Source organism: Aestuariivivens sediminicola (genome assembly GCF_022662015.1).
GTDB lineage: Bacteria > Bacteroidota > Bacteroidia > Flavobacteriales > Flavobacteriaceae > Aestuariivivens > Aestuariivivens sediminicola.
In genome coordinates, this window is sequence record NZ_JAKMCM010000005.1 from 26134 (window position 1) to 43017 (window position 16884).

9 protein-coding genes are annotated in these 16884 nt (G+C 43.4%); 8 read left to right on the plus strand and 1 reads right to left on the minus strand.

What is annotated here, in order from left to right; translation table 11 throughout:
- The first annotated feature begins 206 nt into the window (after positions 1–206).
- The 3 genes from MR041_RS11705 (at position 207) to MR041_RS11715 (ending at position 3030) form a co-directional block, all read left to right on the plus strand.
- Positions 207–626 (plus strand): hypothetical protein, encoded by a 420-nt coding sequence (locus MR041_RS11705; RefSeq protein WP_242094139.1) that lies wholly within the window; start codon positions 207–209, stop codon positions 624–626.
- Between the two features lie 84 nt (positions 627–710).
- Positions 711–1553 carry an alpha/beta hydrolase gene (locus MR041_RS11710; RefSeq protein WP_242094141.1) on the plus strand — a complete coding sequence of 281 codons (843 nt, stop codon included), beginning with the start codon at positions 711–713 and terminating at the stop codon, positions 1551–1553.
- A 10-nt stretch (positions 1554–1563) separates the two neighbouring features.
- Positions 1564–3030, plus strand: coding sequence for a sulfatase (locus MR041_RS11715; RefSeq protein ID WP_242094142.1), 1467 nt, complete (start codon positions 1564–1566; stop codon positions 3028–3030).
- Positions 3031–3132: 102 nt separating this feature from the next.
- On the opposite strand, the gene MR041_RS11720 is transcribed toward MR041_RS11715, so the two are convergent.
- Positions 3133–3585 (minus strand): GNAT family N-acetyltransferase, encoded by a 453-nt coding sequence (locus tag MR041_RS11720; RefSeq protein WP_242094144.1) that lies wholly within the window; start codon positions 3583–3585, stop codon positions 3133–3135.
- A 402-nt stretch (positions 3586–3987) separates the two neighbouring features.
- On the opposite strand from MR041_RS11720, the gene MR041_RS11725 reads away from it, so the two are divergent.
- The 5 genes from MR041_RS11725 (at position 3988) to MR041_RS11745 (ending at position 16868) form a co-directional block, all read left to right on the plus strand.
- Positions 3988–6630: a c-type cytochrome gene (locus tag MR041_RS11725; protein ID WP_242094146.1), complete on the plus strand. Its 2643-nt coding sequence runs from the start codon at positions 3988–3990 to the stop codon at positions 6628–6630.
- 90 nt (positions 6631–6720) lie between these two features.
- On the plus strand, positions 6721–10833 hold the full coding sequence (locus MR041_RS11730; RefSeq protein WP_242094148.1) for a hybrid sensor histidine kinase/response regulator transcription factor: 4113 nt from the start codon (positions 6721–6723) through the stop codon (positions 10831–10833).
- Between the two features lie 185 nt (positions 10834–11018).
- Positions 11019–12149 (plus strand): PKD domain-containing protein, encoded by a 1131-nt coding sequence (locus tag MR041_RS11735; RefSeq protein ID WP_242094150.1) that lies wholly within the window; start codon positions 11019–11021, stop codon positions 12147–12149.
- 24 nt (positions 12150–12173) lie between these two features.
- Positions 12174–15302 carry a SusC/RagA family TonB-linked outer membrane protein gene (locus MR041_RS11740; RefSeq protein ID WP_242094153.1) on the plus strand — a complete coding sequence of 1043 codons (3129 nt, stop codon included), beginning with the start codon at positions 12174–12176 and terminating at the stop codon, positions 15300–15302.
- 18 nt (positions 15303–15320) lie between these two features.
- Positions 15321–16868, plus strand: a complete 1548-nt coding sequence (locus MR041_RS11745; RefSeq protein WP_242094155.1) for a RagB/SusD family nutrient uptake outer membrane protein — start codon at positions 15321–15323, stop codon at positions 16866–16868.
- Positions 16869–16884 lie beyond the last annotated feature (16 nt).

Genomic DNA, 16884 nt, shown 5'->3' on the forward strand with positions numbered 1-16884 from the left:
TCGGTTGTGCCTATGAATTATGCAATAGCCATTTCAGGTATGAAAGGGCGAGGATTCGAATCATTGCTGTGTTTAAGTTTGGTAAAGTACAATTTGGGAAGTTGGGTGCTTCCATTTTAAAATTGGATTACAGCCAGCCGGAGTTTCTATTTAATCAAAAAAATTATAGATTTGGAGATAGACTAACTGACTTAAACATAAATCAAATGAAACTACAGGCACTACCATTGCTCATTTTAGTTTTTGGCTTAACATCTTTACATGCTCAGAAATTGGATACTACCGACATGTCGGTTCAGGAACGCTATGATTTTCACATTCAAAAAAAGAAGACCAATAACCTTATAGGCTGGATTGCCCTGGGGAGTGGTGTGGCCATGGTTGCGGGATCTGTCCTTGGAGGAGGAGCGGATTATGTTTTGGACAGCATCAACCCGAACAAAGAAGAGAGTGAAGTTGTTGAGTGGCTCTTTGTTGGAGGTAGTGTTGTGGCCGTGGCGAGTATACCATTTTTTATTGCCTCAGGGAAACACAAAAGGAAAGCCCGGATTCAGTTACAGAATGGCGCCCTAGGATTTAATAGGGCGAATAGTTATAAGGGCATAGCGATTTCTTTAAACTTTTAAAGGGTCTCAATAATATCATGCCAGGTGCAAGAATTTCAATTTGCGTTTATATGATCCCTGGTACTGTTTTAAATACCTCAAGCAATGCGTAAATTACATTCATTCCTGGTACTTCTTCTTGCCTTCCATTTTTCCGGTTTTTCCCAGGAAAAAGTGTTGTATAAACAGGTCGACACCACTAAGTTATATATGGAGGTCTATTACCCAGGTCCATCGGAGGACACAAAAAAATATCCCGCCATGGTATTCTTTTTTGGCGGCGGGTGGATAGGAGGAAGTGTCGAGCAATTTGAACCCCATGCCAGGTATTTTTCAAAAAGAGGCATGGTTTGTTTTCTGGTGGATTACAGGGTTTTAAGCAGGCATAAAGCAACGCCCTTCGAATCTTTGAAAGATGCGAAATCGGCGATACGTGTCATAAGGCAGCGGGCCGATCAATTCCGTATCGATTCTTCAAGAATCATAGCGGCCGGGGGGTCGGCCGGAGGTCATTTGGCAGCGGCATGCGCCATCATACAGGATTATGATGCACCTACGGATGACCCTGGTATCAGTCCCGCGCCCAATGCCTTAGTGCTTTTTAATCCGGTTATAGACAATGGTCCGGGAGGCTATGGCTATGATAGAATAAAAACAGCCTACAAAAGCTTTTCCCCGCTTCATAATATAATGTCCGGGGCGCCACCCACCATTTTCTTTTTGGGAACCAAGGATCACCTGGTGCCGGTAGAAACGGCGCAATACTATAAAAAGGTCATGGAAAAGGTAGGCAGTCGCTGCGAACTTTATTTGTATGAGGATCAGGGTCATGGGTTTTTTAATCGTGACAGGAATTTTGAACATTACAGGAAAACAGTAATGGCCTCGGACACCTTTTTGCAATCCCTCGGCTATTTAGATCAGGAACCAAAAGTCGAAATAGAATAATAGAATACACATGTTAACCGAAATCAGAACAAACATTCTTAGACCTAATTGGTTCGCGTTAGTGAAATGGTTCACTGCCATATGGGGGCTCTTGTTCCTGTTGTCAGGCTGCAATGAGACCAATCCGGATCTCAAGCCGAATGTCCTGCTCATCTGTGTGGATGACCTGCGTCCGGAACTGCAATCCTTCGGCGCTCCATATATAAGTTCGCTTCACATCGACAAGCTGGCGCAAAAGGGGATGGCATTTCAAAGGCATTATGTCAATGCCCCAAGTTGTGGTCCCTCACGATATACCCTGTTAACCGGACGATATGGACCTGCCACGAATGACGCCCTGTTTCAAAGAGCCCAATGGTTACAGGACAGCGCCATCAAGACCAACCCAAGTATGCCCGAGTGGTTCAAATTACATGGGTATACAACAGTATCCGTGGGGAAGGTGTCCCATCATCCCGGAGGCAGGGGCGGGAAAGATTGGAACGACAGTACCCTTATTGAAATGCCTCATGCCTGGGACAGGCACCTGATGCCTGTAGGCCCATGGAGGCATCCCCGTGGTGCTATGCACGGTCTGGCCAATGGAGAGATAAGGACCAAAGCTGATGAAATGGATGTGTATCAATCGGCTGAAGGCGAAGATGTCATCTATCCGGATGATCTGATAACGGCCGAAGCGCTGAACCAGCTGCAGGCATTAACCACAAAAAAGGACCAGCCCTTTTTTCTTGCTGTTGGCATTATAAAACCCCATTTGCCTTTTGGTGCACCAAAATCGTACTACGAGGCCTATCAGGACGTAAGCCTTCCAAAGATTCCACACCCCGAGAAACCCGAAGGGCGAACCACCTGGCACAGATCGCATGAATTTATGAAATACAATCGTTGGGGAAAGGACCCGAATACAGATTCGATCTTTGCAGCGGAGGTACGACGACATTATGCCGCCTGTGTTTCCTATGCCGATGCACAGGTCGGTAAGATTCTGGCAGAACTCAAGCGAACCGGTGCCGATAAGAATACCATTGTCGTACTTTGGGGAGATCATGGCTGGCATTTGGGAGAACATGCCATTTGGGGCAAGCACAGTTTGTTTGAGGAATCCCTGCGTTCGCCCCTTATTATTTTTGATCCAACGGATGTGTCGACCCCACAGCACATTGATAACATCGTGGAGACACTTGACATTTTTCCAACCCTGTGTGAGATGACCGGAATAGGTATTCCGGATTTTGCTCAGGGCAGTTCATTGAAACCGCTTTTTAGTGGTCAGAATGTCGAAAAGAAAACGGCGATAGCCTACACCTCAAAAGCAAAAACCATCAGGACTGAAACGCATCGGCTTGTGCTTCATGATGACGGATATGTAGAATTATACGATCATTCCACAACGGGAGATGAGACCATTAATAATGCTGAGGCGCAAGAGGATTTGGTTAATGCATTAACCGGGCTACTCATAGCAAAACGGCCATAATGCCTTTTTAAAACTATTTATTGTGTTATCCGTGTCACTTGAGCAAGGGATAAGGACCTCTGATGAGTAGGGGAATTTAACGAGGTATTGCATTGCCTTATGCTATAAATGCATTTTCATGCCTTCATGAGTGGCTCTAAAGCCCAGGTGCTCATAGAATTTTAAGGCCTCCGGTCTTTTCTTATCCGTGGTGAGCTGCAGCAAGTGCGCCTTCCGTTCTCTGGCCCTGTTAATGGCCCATTCAAAAAGGTTTTGACCGATCCCCTGACCCCGCTGATCTTTTCGAATTCGGACAGCTTCAATCTGTGCACGAATGCCGCCCCGGTAGGTTAAATATGGAATAAAGGACAGCTGCAAGGTGCCCACGACCTCCGCGTCTTCGTTTTCAACGACGATCAGTTCCTGATTGAGATCAGCATCAATGTTTTTAAAAGCCTCAATATAGGATGTTGGTAAGGGGATTTGAAATTGTTCTCTGGTCTGACCTAAGCCGTCATCCGAGAGCATTTGTACAATGGGGATAAGATCGTCTGCTTTGGCCTTTCTGAAATTCATAATTTAATGATTTATGGATGGTATCACAAGTAATGAAAATTTATTCATTCGGCATAATGGCTTATGGTGCTACTTTTATGTGTCTGATTTCTGGATACCTTTACGATTTAAAAACAACCGCTCAGAGCTGCTTTTCCACGGCCCCAAAACCCGCTGCCTGTGCATCTTAAATTTTATGCGCAGGGAATGACAAAAACATAAGCAGGAATCGGACAAAACATAGGCACGAAATGCCCATTTCTTCCGCATGTTTCTAAAGCCCTGTAAACACTGCTGTTTTCAGCGGATTTTATCCGAATGAATCTTTTGGGGACTTCTGATATTGAAGCCTATAAGGGCGTGCGATAATTTATCAATAAACACTCAGAAATTCTGTATATTTAAAATCTAACACAAAAAGCAATGCCAACAGGCTTACTTAAGATGATCATCAACAGAACCCATATGCTCCTTCCGGTCCTATGTTTACTAATGGCCTGTCATGATAAACCCGTTCCGATAACGGAGACCATCAGCATCAATGAGGTCACCCTCCCCTTGGGATTCAACATAGAGACCTTGTATCGTCCCGGAGCCCATGAGCAAGGCTCATGGGTAAGCCTTACTAAAGACGAAGAGGGCCGTTTGTACGCCTCCGATCAATATGGCACTATTTACAGGGTGAGTTTACCAGATCGGGAACAACATCAAGACAGCGTCCAGGTAAAACGGTTGGCTATTCAAATCGGGATGGCCCAGGGCCTGTTGTGGCATGATGAGGTGTTATATGCCGTCGTCAATGCCGAGACCAACAATGAGATGGGTATACAAAGCGGGTTTTACAGGATCACCGATACCAATAAGGATGATGCATTCGATACGGTAACGCTATTACGTGCTTTTGACGGCGATGGCGAGCATGGCCCCCACAATATCGCACTGGCACCGGATGGCGAATCGCTGTATATCGTCCTGGGCAATCATACAAAGATTCCCGAAGATCTAGGGAGTGCCGTACCAAAACAATGGGGAGAGGACAACCTGTTACCTGTCATAAAAGATCCCAGTGGACATGCGAATGATGTCAAAGCCCCAGGGGGTTGGGTGGTGAAAACCGATTTTGAAGGGAAGGACTGGACCATCATCAATGTCGGTCTGCGCAATACCTATGACATGGCTTTCAATCCTGATGGGGAACTGTTTGGCTTTGACTCTGACATGGAATACGACATGGGAATGCCCTGGTACCGCCCCATTCGGCTTTGTCATTTAACACAGGGTGGTGATTTTGGATGGCGTACGGGAACAGGTAAGTTTGCTGCGGAGTATCCGGATAATCTTCCGGCGATAGTCAACATGGGACAGGGTTCCCCGACCGGCGTTCTCTATGGTAAAGGGTTGAAATTCCCGGAATATTATCAGGATGGCCTCTACCTGTTCGACTGGAGTTACGGCACCATGTACTTTGTAAGCCTAAGCCCTAACGGGAGCAGCTATACGGCCGAAATCACCGAGTTTCTGTCTGGTGTCCCCTTACCCCTAACAAATGGCGTGGTGGGAAATGACGGGGCCTTATATTTTTTAACCGGAGGCAGACGATTGGAATCGGCACTTTATAGAGTGACCTACAACGGCGATCTAAAACATGAGGTCATACCCTTAAAAGAGAACCGATCCGGAAAAAAGAAACGGGCCTTGAGGAAGACCATTGAGCACCTTCAATTGGAGAAAGATACGCGTAAAATAGATTTTCTTATTGAAAACCTGAATCATGAAGACCGCTATATCCGTTTTTCCGCCAGAGTGGCGCTTGAGAATCAGGATATGGCTGGTTGGAGAGCCGACATCACAATACAGGAGGATGCCATGCGAAAAATCGCTATGGCGATTGCCATAGCCCATCAGGGTGAGGATAGCGATCGACTACTGGCCTTGAGTGCCCTGATTGAATTGGATTGGACCAGCTTGAACACGACCGAAAAGACGGATTTTTTAAGAGCCATAGAACTCCTCATCGTACGCATGGATCAGGATATGGATACCACGTTTAAGAACGCCTTATCTCGTAAATTATTACCGTTTTTATTCAAAGAAACAAGCGGTATCAACAAACAGTTGGTCGCCTTGTTGAGCTATCTGGACCTGCCCGAAATTCTGGAACCCACCATATCTAAGATGGAACAGGACACGATTACCGATCAGTTTAAGGGGATGTACCTGTCGTCGGACATTTCAAAACGGAGTGCGCAATACGGGCAGGATGTTGAGAACATGTTGAAGCAAATGCCCAACCAACAGCATATCAGCTATGCCAAGAGTTTGGCCGAACTAAAGACAGGATGGACCAAGGCGCTTCGCGAACGGTATTTCAGATGGTACAGTGAAGCCTTTACTAAAAAGGGCGGATTACAGTACACTAATTTTATAAAAGCAATCCAGAGGAGGGCACTGACCAATGTTCCGGAAGCGGACCGGGCCTATTTCGAATCCCTGGGTGAGGCATCCATGAATGACATGGAAGATCTCATGAAGGATGTGCAAGCTCCGGAAGGGCCGGGGCGCAATTGGACGGTTAACGAGGTGGTAAACGCCTTTGCCCAAAATAGCGCTAATGCAAACTTTGAACGTGGCGATAATTTGTTCAGGGCTACCTTATGTGTTGCCTGCCATCAGATTAACGGCATGGGCGGTAGTGTGGGTCCGGAGCTATCCCAGCTGGGCACACGTTTTACGGTTAAGGATATCGCCGAAGCCATTGTAAATCCGTCACAGACCATTTCAGATCGCTACAGGGATGCCATTTACTATTTAAAGGATGGACAAACCGTTACAGGGCGATTTATCGAGGAAACAGATCAGGACATCACATTGAGCACAAATCCGTTTTCGCCGGACATCACCACCCGTATTGGAAAGAGCGACCTGCTTAAAAAGGAACCGTCGCCCTTGTCTTCCATGCCCCCCGGCTTAATAAATACGCTAAATGAGAAGGAGTTAAGTGATTTAGTGGCCTTTTTATTGGCAGGTGGCGATAAGGGCCATTCTATTTACACGAAATCTCCTTAATGAAAACCCTTTCCACACACTATTTGTTAGTAATGTTCAATTGAAGGCGATTACTTAGGCATTGGATATTTTTAATATATTTAGCTGATCATGACCATATACATCAGACATATTGTTTTTATAGGATTATGCATCCTCTCATGTCTCGTGAATGCTCAGAATGTCGATTTTAAAAAATTGTCTATCAATGAAGGCTTGCCCCATAGCGATGTGACCAGTATAGCCCAGGACTCCTTGGGTTTTATGTGGTTTGGAACCTATAATGGATTGTGCAGGTTTGACGGGTACGAGACCAAAGTGTTTCGTTACAGCCAGGATGACAGCAATAGTATAAGCAACAATAGAATTCTTTCGCTTTTAACTGATAATGACAACAATTTATGGATAGGGACCGAACTTGGAGGTTTAAATAAATTGAATCTTACCACGCATCAACTTCTTAGAATGCGGCATGATCCTAAGGATGAAAACAGTATTAGCAGCAACTTGGTAACGGCTGTTTTTGAAGACCTTAATGGAAAAATTTGGGTAGGAACCAACAGGGGTTTGAATGAACTCGAAAACAATGCATTTAAACACCATCTAAATCCCAACACATTTGTCAATACCATAGTAAAAGATGGCAGGGAAACCCTTTGGATTGGAACAGGCGAAGGGCTCATTTCATTCAATACCATGACCAAAAGTCATTTATATTATGGATCCGATGAATATGGTGCTGTCAATGCCATACTCAAGGACCGTCTAAACAGTAATGTGCTATACCTGGGGATGGACTCAGGCCTTTATAGATTTGATAAAACCACTAAGACCTTTTCCAGACTGCGATCGGAAGAGGTACTTACCATTGCATACGACCACGGCAATAATCTTTGGTATGGAACAAGAAATCATGGTGTGTTCAAATTAAATACATCGGGGGGTGTGGAACACTATCAGAAAAACAAAATGCTGGGTCAGAGTTTGAGCAACAATGAAGTGTCATCTCTGTATGAAGATTATTCCGGTGTGTTATGGATTGGTACCCTGGGCGGAGGGATCAATCAATTTAACACGCGACAGAAAAAATTTGAACTCTATAAAATCAGACCCGACAGCGATAATTCCATAAACAGTGATGTCATCATATGTTTTAATGAGACCAATGAGCGTCATCTTTGGATCGGCACACGAGGTGGTGGACTGAATATTATGGATCGCATCAGTGGTAAGATCCGTACTTTTGATAGTTTCATCAGTGATGAAGGCCTTATCCATAATAACATCTCTGCACTCTGCCCGGATGAAAGTAACAATCTTCTGGTGGGGGCCTGGGGAGGGTTGTACCTGCTGGATCCGATGGCACAGCAAAACATATTAAAGGGAAAACGACCAGAATATACCGATTTGCTCTCCAGATGGAATATTGAACCGGTGAGCGTGTTTAAAATTGTAATTGACAACGATGGACATGTATGGACATGCACCCATCGCGGACTCATTGAATTCATTCCGGATAAGATCGGTTCCTATGAAAAAGGCACCATTAAGCGTTACGGTTTGGATAAAACCGATATGGCCTTAACGGCTGATTTGATATCTGATATCTTGATTGAACATATTGAACACGATACCAAGCTGGTATGGGTGGGATCCAGAAATGGTTTGAACAAAATGCGCATTAAAAACGATTCCTTAATTGCACTTAATAAAATATACCATGATCCTAAGAATCATAATGGATTAACAGCGAATTATATCTCTTTTCTACATAAAGATCAATCCGGTCAGCTTTGGGTGGGTACGCTTGGCGGCGGACTCAACAGGATGATGAGCGGCAGGAGCAGTGCCGATACTGAGTTCACCTTTGAGGCCTATACACAGAACAACGGTCTGGTTAACAATGATGTTGAAGGACTATTGGAAGATTCTAAAGGGAACCTGTGGTTGTCAGGGGAAGGCATTACCAAGTTTAATTATCAGAACAATACCTTCAGGCACTATACGGTCGAAGATGGTTTACAGAGCAATTCCTTTAAAATATGGTCGGCATTCAAAAATAAGAGAGGCGATTTGATTTTTGGGGGCATAAACGGATTTAATATTTTTAATCCCGATAGTATTGTGGACAACCCCGTACCTCCCAGGGTCTGTATTACGGAACTTAAAATCTACAATAATGATGTTGAGCCTTTCGAAAAAATTGACAACGATATTATTCTTTCCAAATCCATAAGCCATACCAATCAAATTACCCTAAAACACAGTTTGAATAATTTCACATTAGGATTTTCGGCACTTCATTATACTTCGCCCCAAAGCAACAGTTACAAATATAAACTGGAAGGAGCAGATGAGGACTGGACTTTAACCTCAGGTGACCAACGTTCCATTTCCTATGCCAACCTCAACACCGGTGATTATACATTAAAAGTCATGGCAGCCAATTCCGATGGCATATGGGGCCCACCCATTAGCATGGGCATAAGTATTAGTCCGCCATGGTGGTTGTCCGGATTGGCATATGCCCTATATGCACTAATCATAATCGGATTATTGTTGCTTTTCAGAAAGTATTCCTTAATTCGGGTTCAGGAAAAAAACAGGCTTCAGCTGGAGAGCGTTCTGCGTAAGCAGGAAGAGGAAGTCAATCAAATTAAACTACGTTTTTTTACGGATATCTCCCATGAAATACGCACACCACTTTCACTGATCGTTGGACCGATAAAGGAACTGCTGGCCGATATGAACATTGGCATGAAAATCAGAAACAAAATAAACCTGGCTCATCGCAATATAAACATGCTTATGCGTTTAACCGATGAAATTATGGACTTCAGTAAATACGAAAAGGGACAAATGGGCCTGCATGCCTCAAAAGGCGATCTGGTCTCTTTCGTTAATGAAATAACACTCTTTTTTGAGCACATAGCCTTGAAAAAGGATATAGACTATTCCTTCAGCTCCAATGTGAAAGAAATTATCTTATGGTACGATAGAAACAAATTGGAAAAGGTGATATTCAACTTACTGAACAATGCCTTTAAATTCACCCCCGATGAAGGCACAATTCGTGTAAGTTGTACTAAAAATGAACTGGATAATACCGTTGAGGTTGCGGTTTACAACAGCGGCATAGGTATTCCGGAGCATGAGATCTCACATATTTTTGAACGCTATTACCAAATAGACAACCATACCAAGCACCGAGGATCAGGTATCGGGCTCTCCTTGAGTAAGTTCATTGTAGAACAACACCGGGGAAGAATTTGGGCAGAAAGTGAAACTGATAAGTATGCGGTCTTTAAATTTACACTTCTTCTCGGTAAGGAACACCTTAATGAGGACGAGATTGTTCTGGAATCCTATGAATCCGAAAGACCTGAATACTATAAACCAACCGAACAACTGGTGTCCTTGGAAGATCAAGTGACTATTCCGGAGGATGGAGGAAAAAGTAATATATTGGTTGTGGAGGACAATGATGATCTCAGACGATACATTAAAGATAATTTGTCAAAATATTTTAATGTCTATGAGGCCAATAATGGGGAGGAAGCATTGAACATCACCTCAAAAAGAACCTTCGACCTTATCATAAGCGATGTCATGATGCCGAAGATGGATGGTATTATGTTATGCAGGAAACTGAAGACCTCAATACATACGAGTCACATTCCTATTATTTTACTGACTGCCAGGACCTCGCTAATCTATAAACTGGACGGTTACAATACAGGAGCAGACGACTATATCACCAAACCATTTAATATAGAGTTGCTCGTTGTAAGAACTAATAACCTTATTGATTCCCGCAGGAAACTAAGAGAAAATTTCAAAAAGGACTACTTAACAGAACCACAGCATGTAACGGTAACTTCACTGGACGAGAAAATATTGCAAAAGTGTCTCGATTGTGTAGAAAAGCATATGTCGAATACAGAATTTAGTGTTGACATGTTATGTGCGGATGTGGGCTTGAGCAGATCGCAGCTCTATCGCAAAATTAAGGCATTAACAAATTTATCTATATCTAATTTCATTAAAACCGTCAGGTTAAAACGAGCTGCACAAATTTTAGGTCAGGACAGTTCGTCTGTTGTTGAGGTGATGGATCGCGTCGGGTTCTCAAACAGTTCCTATTTTACCCGATCCTTTAAGTCTGAGTTTGGATGCACGCCAAAAACCTACAAGACCAAATTCAGCAATTCAAAGGAGGAATAAGCTGTTTTTTCCACGCATCGTTTTCGCATTTACTCTTGTCTTGTAAATTTCTATAAAAATGAACACTGTGTGTCAATTTTTGATTGATGAGTGTTACGCCATGTTTCAGTCCGCATTTAATTTTAGGTGTTAAGGAGCAGTCATGCTTTCCTGACGAAATTAACTTAACAACTAAACTAAATATTATGAAGCGAAGTTTACTTGACTTTTTTAAAAAGGTATGCCTTATAATGGCGCTATTTTTAGTCCATTCATGTGATGAAGGTGCAACCGTTGAAGGACCAAGGGAAAAAGAATTTTTGTCGAGGGTCTCGGCTGAAAGAGCTGTGGTGAACGATGACATTACGTTTACCGATTTATCTTTAGGAGCGGTAAGCCGCAGCTGGGTATTCGAAGGAGGTGATCCACTGAGTTCCTCCAGCCCTGAGGTTATTGTAAGTTTCCCTGAGGCCGGTATGAAAAACTGTTCTTTAACCGTGACCTTCTCGGATGGTTCAGAGGAAACCCAAAACTTCAGTATTGAAATTTTACCTGAACTTGTGGCCAGCTTTACGTATGCTGAAACCGGAGCGAACATTCCAATACAATTTACAGATACCAGTGAAGGCGATCCTGATGGGTGGTCTTGGGTATTTCCGGGAGGATCACCGGCTACATCTACCGAAAGGAATCCGGTTGTAACATGGCCATCAGAGCGTGAAATCACCGTTTCTCTTACGGTCTCTCGATCTTTTGATGACATTACCACCTCCTATGCGATTCCCGTTTCCATTGGTCCGCCTAATCTATGGACATCAGAAGCCCAGGGCTTCGAGAATCCCGATTCCCCATTTTGGTGGCAAACCTGGTTGGGAGGCGGAGGCTGGCCTGCAGGGAGCCTGACAACGGTTGCCGGAGGCGCCAATGACACTGAGAATACAGCGCGGGTAGCTTATCCCGGAGGCAGTACCTGGAATATGATTACGCGAGATACACGGGCGCATAACGCCGTAATTTATAAAGGTAAAACCTATAAGATCAGTTTTTATATAAAGGCTCAAACAGCAACTTCCATTGCTTTCGTTCGATTTTCCAATCAGATTCCGTCGTGGTGGCCTGACGCCTGGAAAAACGGGGATCCCGATCAGGGCTTTTACTCCCAGGGTATTTATGGAATAAACGTGACAACGGATTGGCAGTACCATGAAGCACAGTTTACCTTAAACGACCTGCCATACGATGTGGGATTGAATACGTTCCCGGATATCGAATTAAGCGGACCTGTGTCTCCAAATGTCATTTTTATAGACGAAGTCAGATTACAGCAACTAGACTAAATAAACCAACTTAAAATAGATTATATGAAAAATTTAAAGAAAAAACTCTTTTTCTTGAGTTTTATAATGTTCACCATACAGTTATCTGCACAGGAAGTGTCAATATCAGGTAGCGTTGTAGATGCCGAAAGCCAGACACCGTTAATAGGAGCCAATGTTCTTATTGAAGGAACAAATAAAGGGACGGTTACAGATTTTGACGGGAAGTATACGATCAAAGCCAAGGTTGGTGATGTTCTGATAGTTACCTATTTGGGATATGAAGCATCCAGAATTACCGTAGGCAATAGTACCACCATAAATATGCAACTGATGCCATCGAGCGATACCTTAAATGAGATCGTCGTCATTGGTTATGGTACGTCTACCAGAAAGGATTTGTCCGGATCCGTGGCATCCATTAAACCTGAATCTTTTGAAGAACGTCCGATTACGACAATAGAAGATGCCTTGCAAGGAAATGCCACGGGACTCCTCATTCAAAGTAGCAGTGGACAACCTGGTGCTGCAGCAAATATGAATATCCGAGGAATATCATCGCTCACTGGAAATACCCAACCGCTAATCGTTATAGATGGGTTTCCAATTTTTGAAGTCACTACCAGTGGAGGAGGCGGACTCGAACAGTTTAGCGGTCAGATTAGTCCGTTCTCGTTTATCAACCCGAACGACATCGCATCGGTAGAAGTTTTAAAAGATGCCTCTGCGACCGCTATTTATGGAAACAGAGGGGCCAATGGGGTCATCCTAATTACTACTAAAAAAGGAAAAATGGGTGCTCCGAAAGTCAACTATACCTCCTATTACGGTGTACGCGATGTGCAGGGATCCTATGATGTCATGAATCTCTCCCAATATATTCAATATCAGCAGGAACAGAATCCGAATAACCAACTCTATACCAATTTAGAGGATGGTACAGCTTATCAGTTTGATGAGAATATGAGGTCCAGAAACTGGCAGGACGAAATCTACAAAACAGGGGTCGTTCAAAGCCATTCTATTTCTGTTCAGGGAGGTAACGATAATACGAGATACCTGCTTTCCGGTTCGTATCTTGACGACGAATCCATTATCATTGAAACCGATTTTGAAAAATATGACCTTAAACTCAGTTTAGACCAGAAACTGCGTGACAATTTAAAAGTTGGCACTTCCCTGAGCTATAACTATATCTCCAACAACGGGGTGCCAACCGACGGTAGGGAAGGTACGGCATTTGGTGCCGTTATGGGAGCGTTTATTGCCTCACCCTTACGTTTGGATGAGGATACCCAGGCCTATTTCAGAAGGGCAGGTGTGCAACAGGTGCTGTTGGATGATTTTGTCAACAATTATTTAGGTGATCCCGAAAATTTGGCCAAAAACACACAGCTAAATAAAAACCTCAGCAGGTTTATAGCGAATGGCTTTATGGAATGGGATATTACCGAAAAACTTAATTTAAGGGTAAGTGGCGGTGTGGATATGTTTAACGGGAAGGATCAACAGTATTATCCTAAGAATACCCCATCGGGATTCCTGGTCTTTGGTCGCGCCATTGTGGCTTCCTTTCTCAACAGGAGCTGGATAAACGAAAACATTTTTACATATAAAAATCAGTTTGGTGACGACCATAGGTTGGATTTGGTTGCAGGAGCAACCATTCAGGACAGTCACTTTGAATTCCTGAGGACTGAGAATGTCACCTTCGCCAACGAACTTCTTGGCTATAATCAGCTGGCCGCTGCCGCAGATTTCAGAAATATTTCCGACGTTACCGATTTAAAATTAATAGGCTTTTTATTGCGTGCCAATTATACCTTCAAAGACAAACTGATTCTAACGGTAAGCGGGCGTCGTGATGGAACCTCACGTTTTAAAACGAACAAATGGGGAAATTTTTATTCAGGGGCCATAGCCTATAATTTGTCTGAAGAAGACTTTATGAAAAATATCGAAGACATTTCATTGCTTAAGTTAAGAGCCAGTATAGGCGAAACAGGTAATGCCAATGTATCAACGCTGGGGGCCTTCTCTCAATTGCGCAATACAAACTACAACTTTAATGACAGCGAAGTGCCGGGGCAATCGCCGGCGAATCTGGCTAATGAAGATTTATCCTGGGAAACAACCCAACAGATTAATGCCGGTATTGATGTGAGCCTATTCAAGGATAGAGTTGCACTTACAGCCGATTATTATATCAAAAAGACTAAGGATTTGATTCTGCAAACACCAATACCAAATGTTACAGGATTTGATTTTGCCTTCCAGAACATTGGAGAATTGCAGAATTCGGGGCTTGAAGTTTCATTGAATACGGTGAACGTTAAGACTTCAAATTTTGAATGGAAAACCAATTTTAACATCACTTATGGTACCAGTGAGATCAAAGATTTAGGACAGGGCGGGCAGCCCATTTATGTCGATCCTAATTTTGACAATGTGATTAAAGATGAGGTTATTCTAGAAGAAGGAGGTGAAATAGGAGCCTTATTTGGATACATTCAGGAAGGGCTTTATCAGCCAGAAGATTTTGATTCCTCTGGAGATCTAATAGTCGCGGGTCGTGGTGTTGGAGAGCAGGCAGGCGATATTAAATTTCGAGATGTCAATGGAGATGGGATTGTTAATGCCGACGATAGGGTGGTGATCGGAAATACCTTGCCTGATTATTTTGGCGGGCTTAACAATACATTCAGTTATAAGGGTATAGATTTAAGCATTCTTCTTCAATATTCGATTGGGAATGATGTTTTTCATGCCACAAGAACAAGAACCGAGCGCTTTATAGGAGGGGGTAGCAACCAGTCTACCAAATACCTTGATCGGTGGACGCCTGAAAACCCGAACAGCACACAATATGCGCGGTTTAACTCCCTGGTCTCGGCCTCCACATTTGTAGAAGACGGCTCTTTTTTGAGGATTCGAAACATTAGACTGGGGTACAATTTTCCTGCTTCTGTTACGGATAAAATAGGTCTTAACAGTTTGAGATGTTACGTATCTGCCGATAATTTAAAAGTATTTACGAAATATACAGGCTACGATCCTGAGGTAAGCACCAATCAGGGTGATGGCAGCAGAAGTTCGGTCCTGTCGAGTGGATTTGACTATGGTGCATTTCCGAGATCTCGAACCATAACCTTTGGTTTAAACCTTGATTTTTAAATTAAAAAATTCTAAAAAATGAAAAAAGCTTTATTTATAGCAGTACTGATGATTTTTTCTTGTGATTCTGCTCTCGATGTCGAAATTAAAAACAATATTTCAACATCTAATTTCTTTCAATCTCAGGTAGATTTCGATCTGGCCCTAACCGGCGCATACGACATATTAGGTAACCATCAGGATGATTCCGGTTTTGGGACCTATTTCCGGGGCTTGCTTTGTATGGGACGTGCAGGAACCGATGAGGGTTATATAGTGGCATCATTTGCACAATATGGTGTTGAACTCTCAAATTATACCTTTACACCGGTATCCCAGGTTCCGGATAGAGTGTGGGCATTCCAGTATAAAGGCATATCTCGTGCTAATACCGTGATTACCAGATTGGAACGCGCCGGGGATATTGATATGCCTCAGGCGGAACGAAATCGTATCGAGGGTGAAGCACGGTTTTTAAGGGCCTTTTATTATTTCCAACTCGTAAGGTATTATGGAGGGGTTCCTCTGGTAACGGAAGAAGTAACCGATATTTCACAAGTTAATTTTGAAAGAGCGTCCATAGCTGACGTGTATGCTCAGATCATAGAAGATCTTCAGGCGGCCGAACAATTATTACCAATCAGCAATGAAAATGGAAGGGCTGAACGTTATGCAGCTACGGCCTTTCTCGCCAAGGCTTATCTTCAAATGTCCGGATTTCCACTTCAAGATGACACTGCGGCCGCGCTTGCTGCTCAAAAGGCCAAAGAGGTGATGGACAGTGGCCTTTACGCGCTTTTACCAAATTATGAAGATGTGTTTAAATTGGAAAATGAATATACCAGTGAATATATTTTTAGTGTACAGTTTGCCTTTTGCGGCAATTGTGAAGGAGGTCAGGTGGGCACCTGGGATGGTATTCCGGGGAATTGGGCCTTTGCGCGTACCTATAATATATTCAGGACCTTTAATGAGCATTATGATGCTTACGATCCGAACGACTTAAGGCGGGATTATAATATTGTTGATTACAGGATTATAGATGCCGATGGAAATACGACACCTACCAACGATGGGAATAAGTATGCGTTTAAATGGCGACATGCACCAAACCCTGAGGACAGACCCGGTGGCACAGGCTGGTTTGAATGGCAGAGCTCTTTCGATTTCCCATTAACGCGTTACGCCGACATCCTACTTACCTACGCCGAAGCCATTAACAGAAGTAATGGTGCTCCTAACGCAGAAGCATATGAGGCCATTAACAGGTTACGAAGAAGAGGCTTTGGTGTGGATATGACTATGCCCAGTGCGGTAGCCGATTTACCAACCGGCCTCTCTTTCAATGAATTTCAGGACGCTGTATTGGACGAAAGAAAATTTGAGCTTTGCTATGAAGGTCACAGATGGCACGATCTGGTGCGATTCGGGAAATTGATTGATGCGGTGAAGAGCATTAATTCACCAGAATCTCTGGAGCGATCGCCGGCTGCAAATAACATTCAGCCACATCATGTGTTCTTCCCCATTCCGCAATCGCAAATACAGATTAGTGATGGGGTGTTAATCCAAAATGAAGGGTATTAATTTAAGTTTTAAACAG

Coding starts and splice junctions, on each gene's coding strand:
- MR041_RS11705 (WP_242094139.1), top strand. CDS start 207: ATGAAACTACAGGCACTACCATTGCTCATTTTAGTTTTTGGCTTAACA.
- MR041_RS11710 (WP_242094141.1), top strand. CDS start 711: ATGCGTAAATTACATTCATTCCTGGTACTTCTTCTTGCCTTCCATTTT.
- MR041_RS11715 (WP_242094142.1), top strand. CDS start 1,564: ATGTTAACCGAAATCAGAACAAACATTCTTAGACCTAATTGGTTCGCG.
- MR041_RS11720 (WP_242094144.1), bottom strand. CDS start 3,585: ATGAATTTCAGAAAGGCCAAAGCAGACGATCTTATCCCCATTGTACAA.
- MR041_RS11725 (WP_242094146.1), top strand. CDS start 3,988: ATGCCAACAGGCTTACTTAAGATGATCATCAACAGAACCCATATGCTC.
- MR041_RS11730 (WP_242094148.1), top strand. CDS start 6,721: ATGACCATATACATCAGACATATTGTTTTTATAGGATTATGCATCCTC.
- MR041_RS11735 (WP_242094150.1), top strand. CDS start 11,019: ATGAAGCGAAGTTTACTTGACTTTTTTAAAAAGGTATGCCTTATAATG.
- MR041_RS11740 (WP_242094153.1), top strand. CDS start 12,174: ATGAAAAATTTAAAGAAAAAACTCTTTTTCTTGAGTTTTATAATGTTC.
- MR041_RS11745 (WP_242094155.1), top strand. CDS start 15,321: ATGAAAAAAGCTTTATTTATAGCAGTACTGATGATTTTTTCTTGTGAT.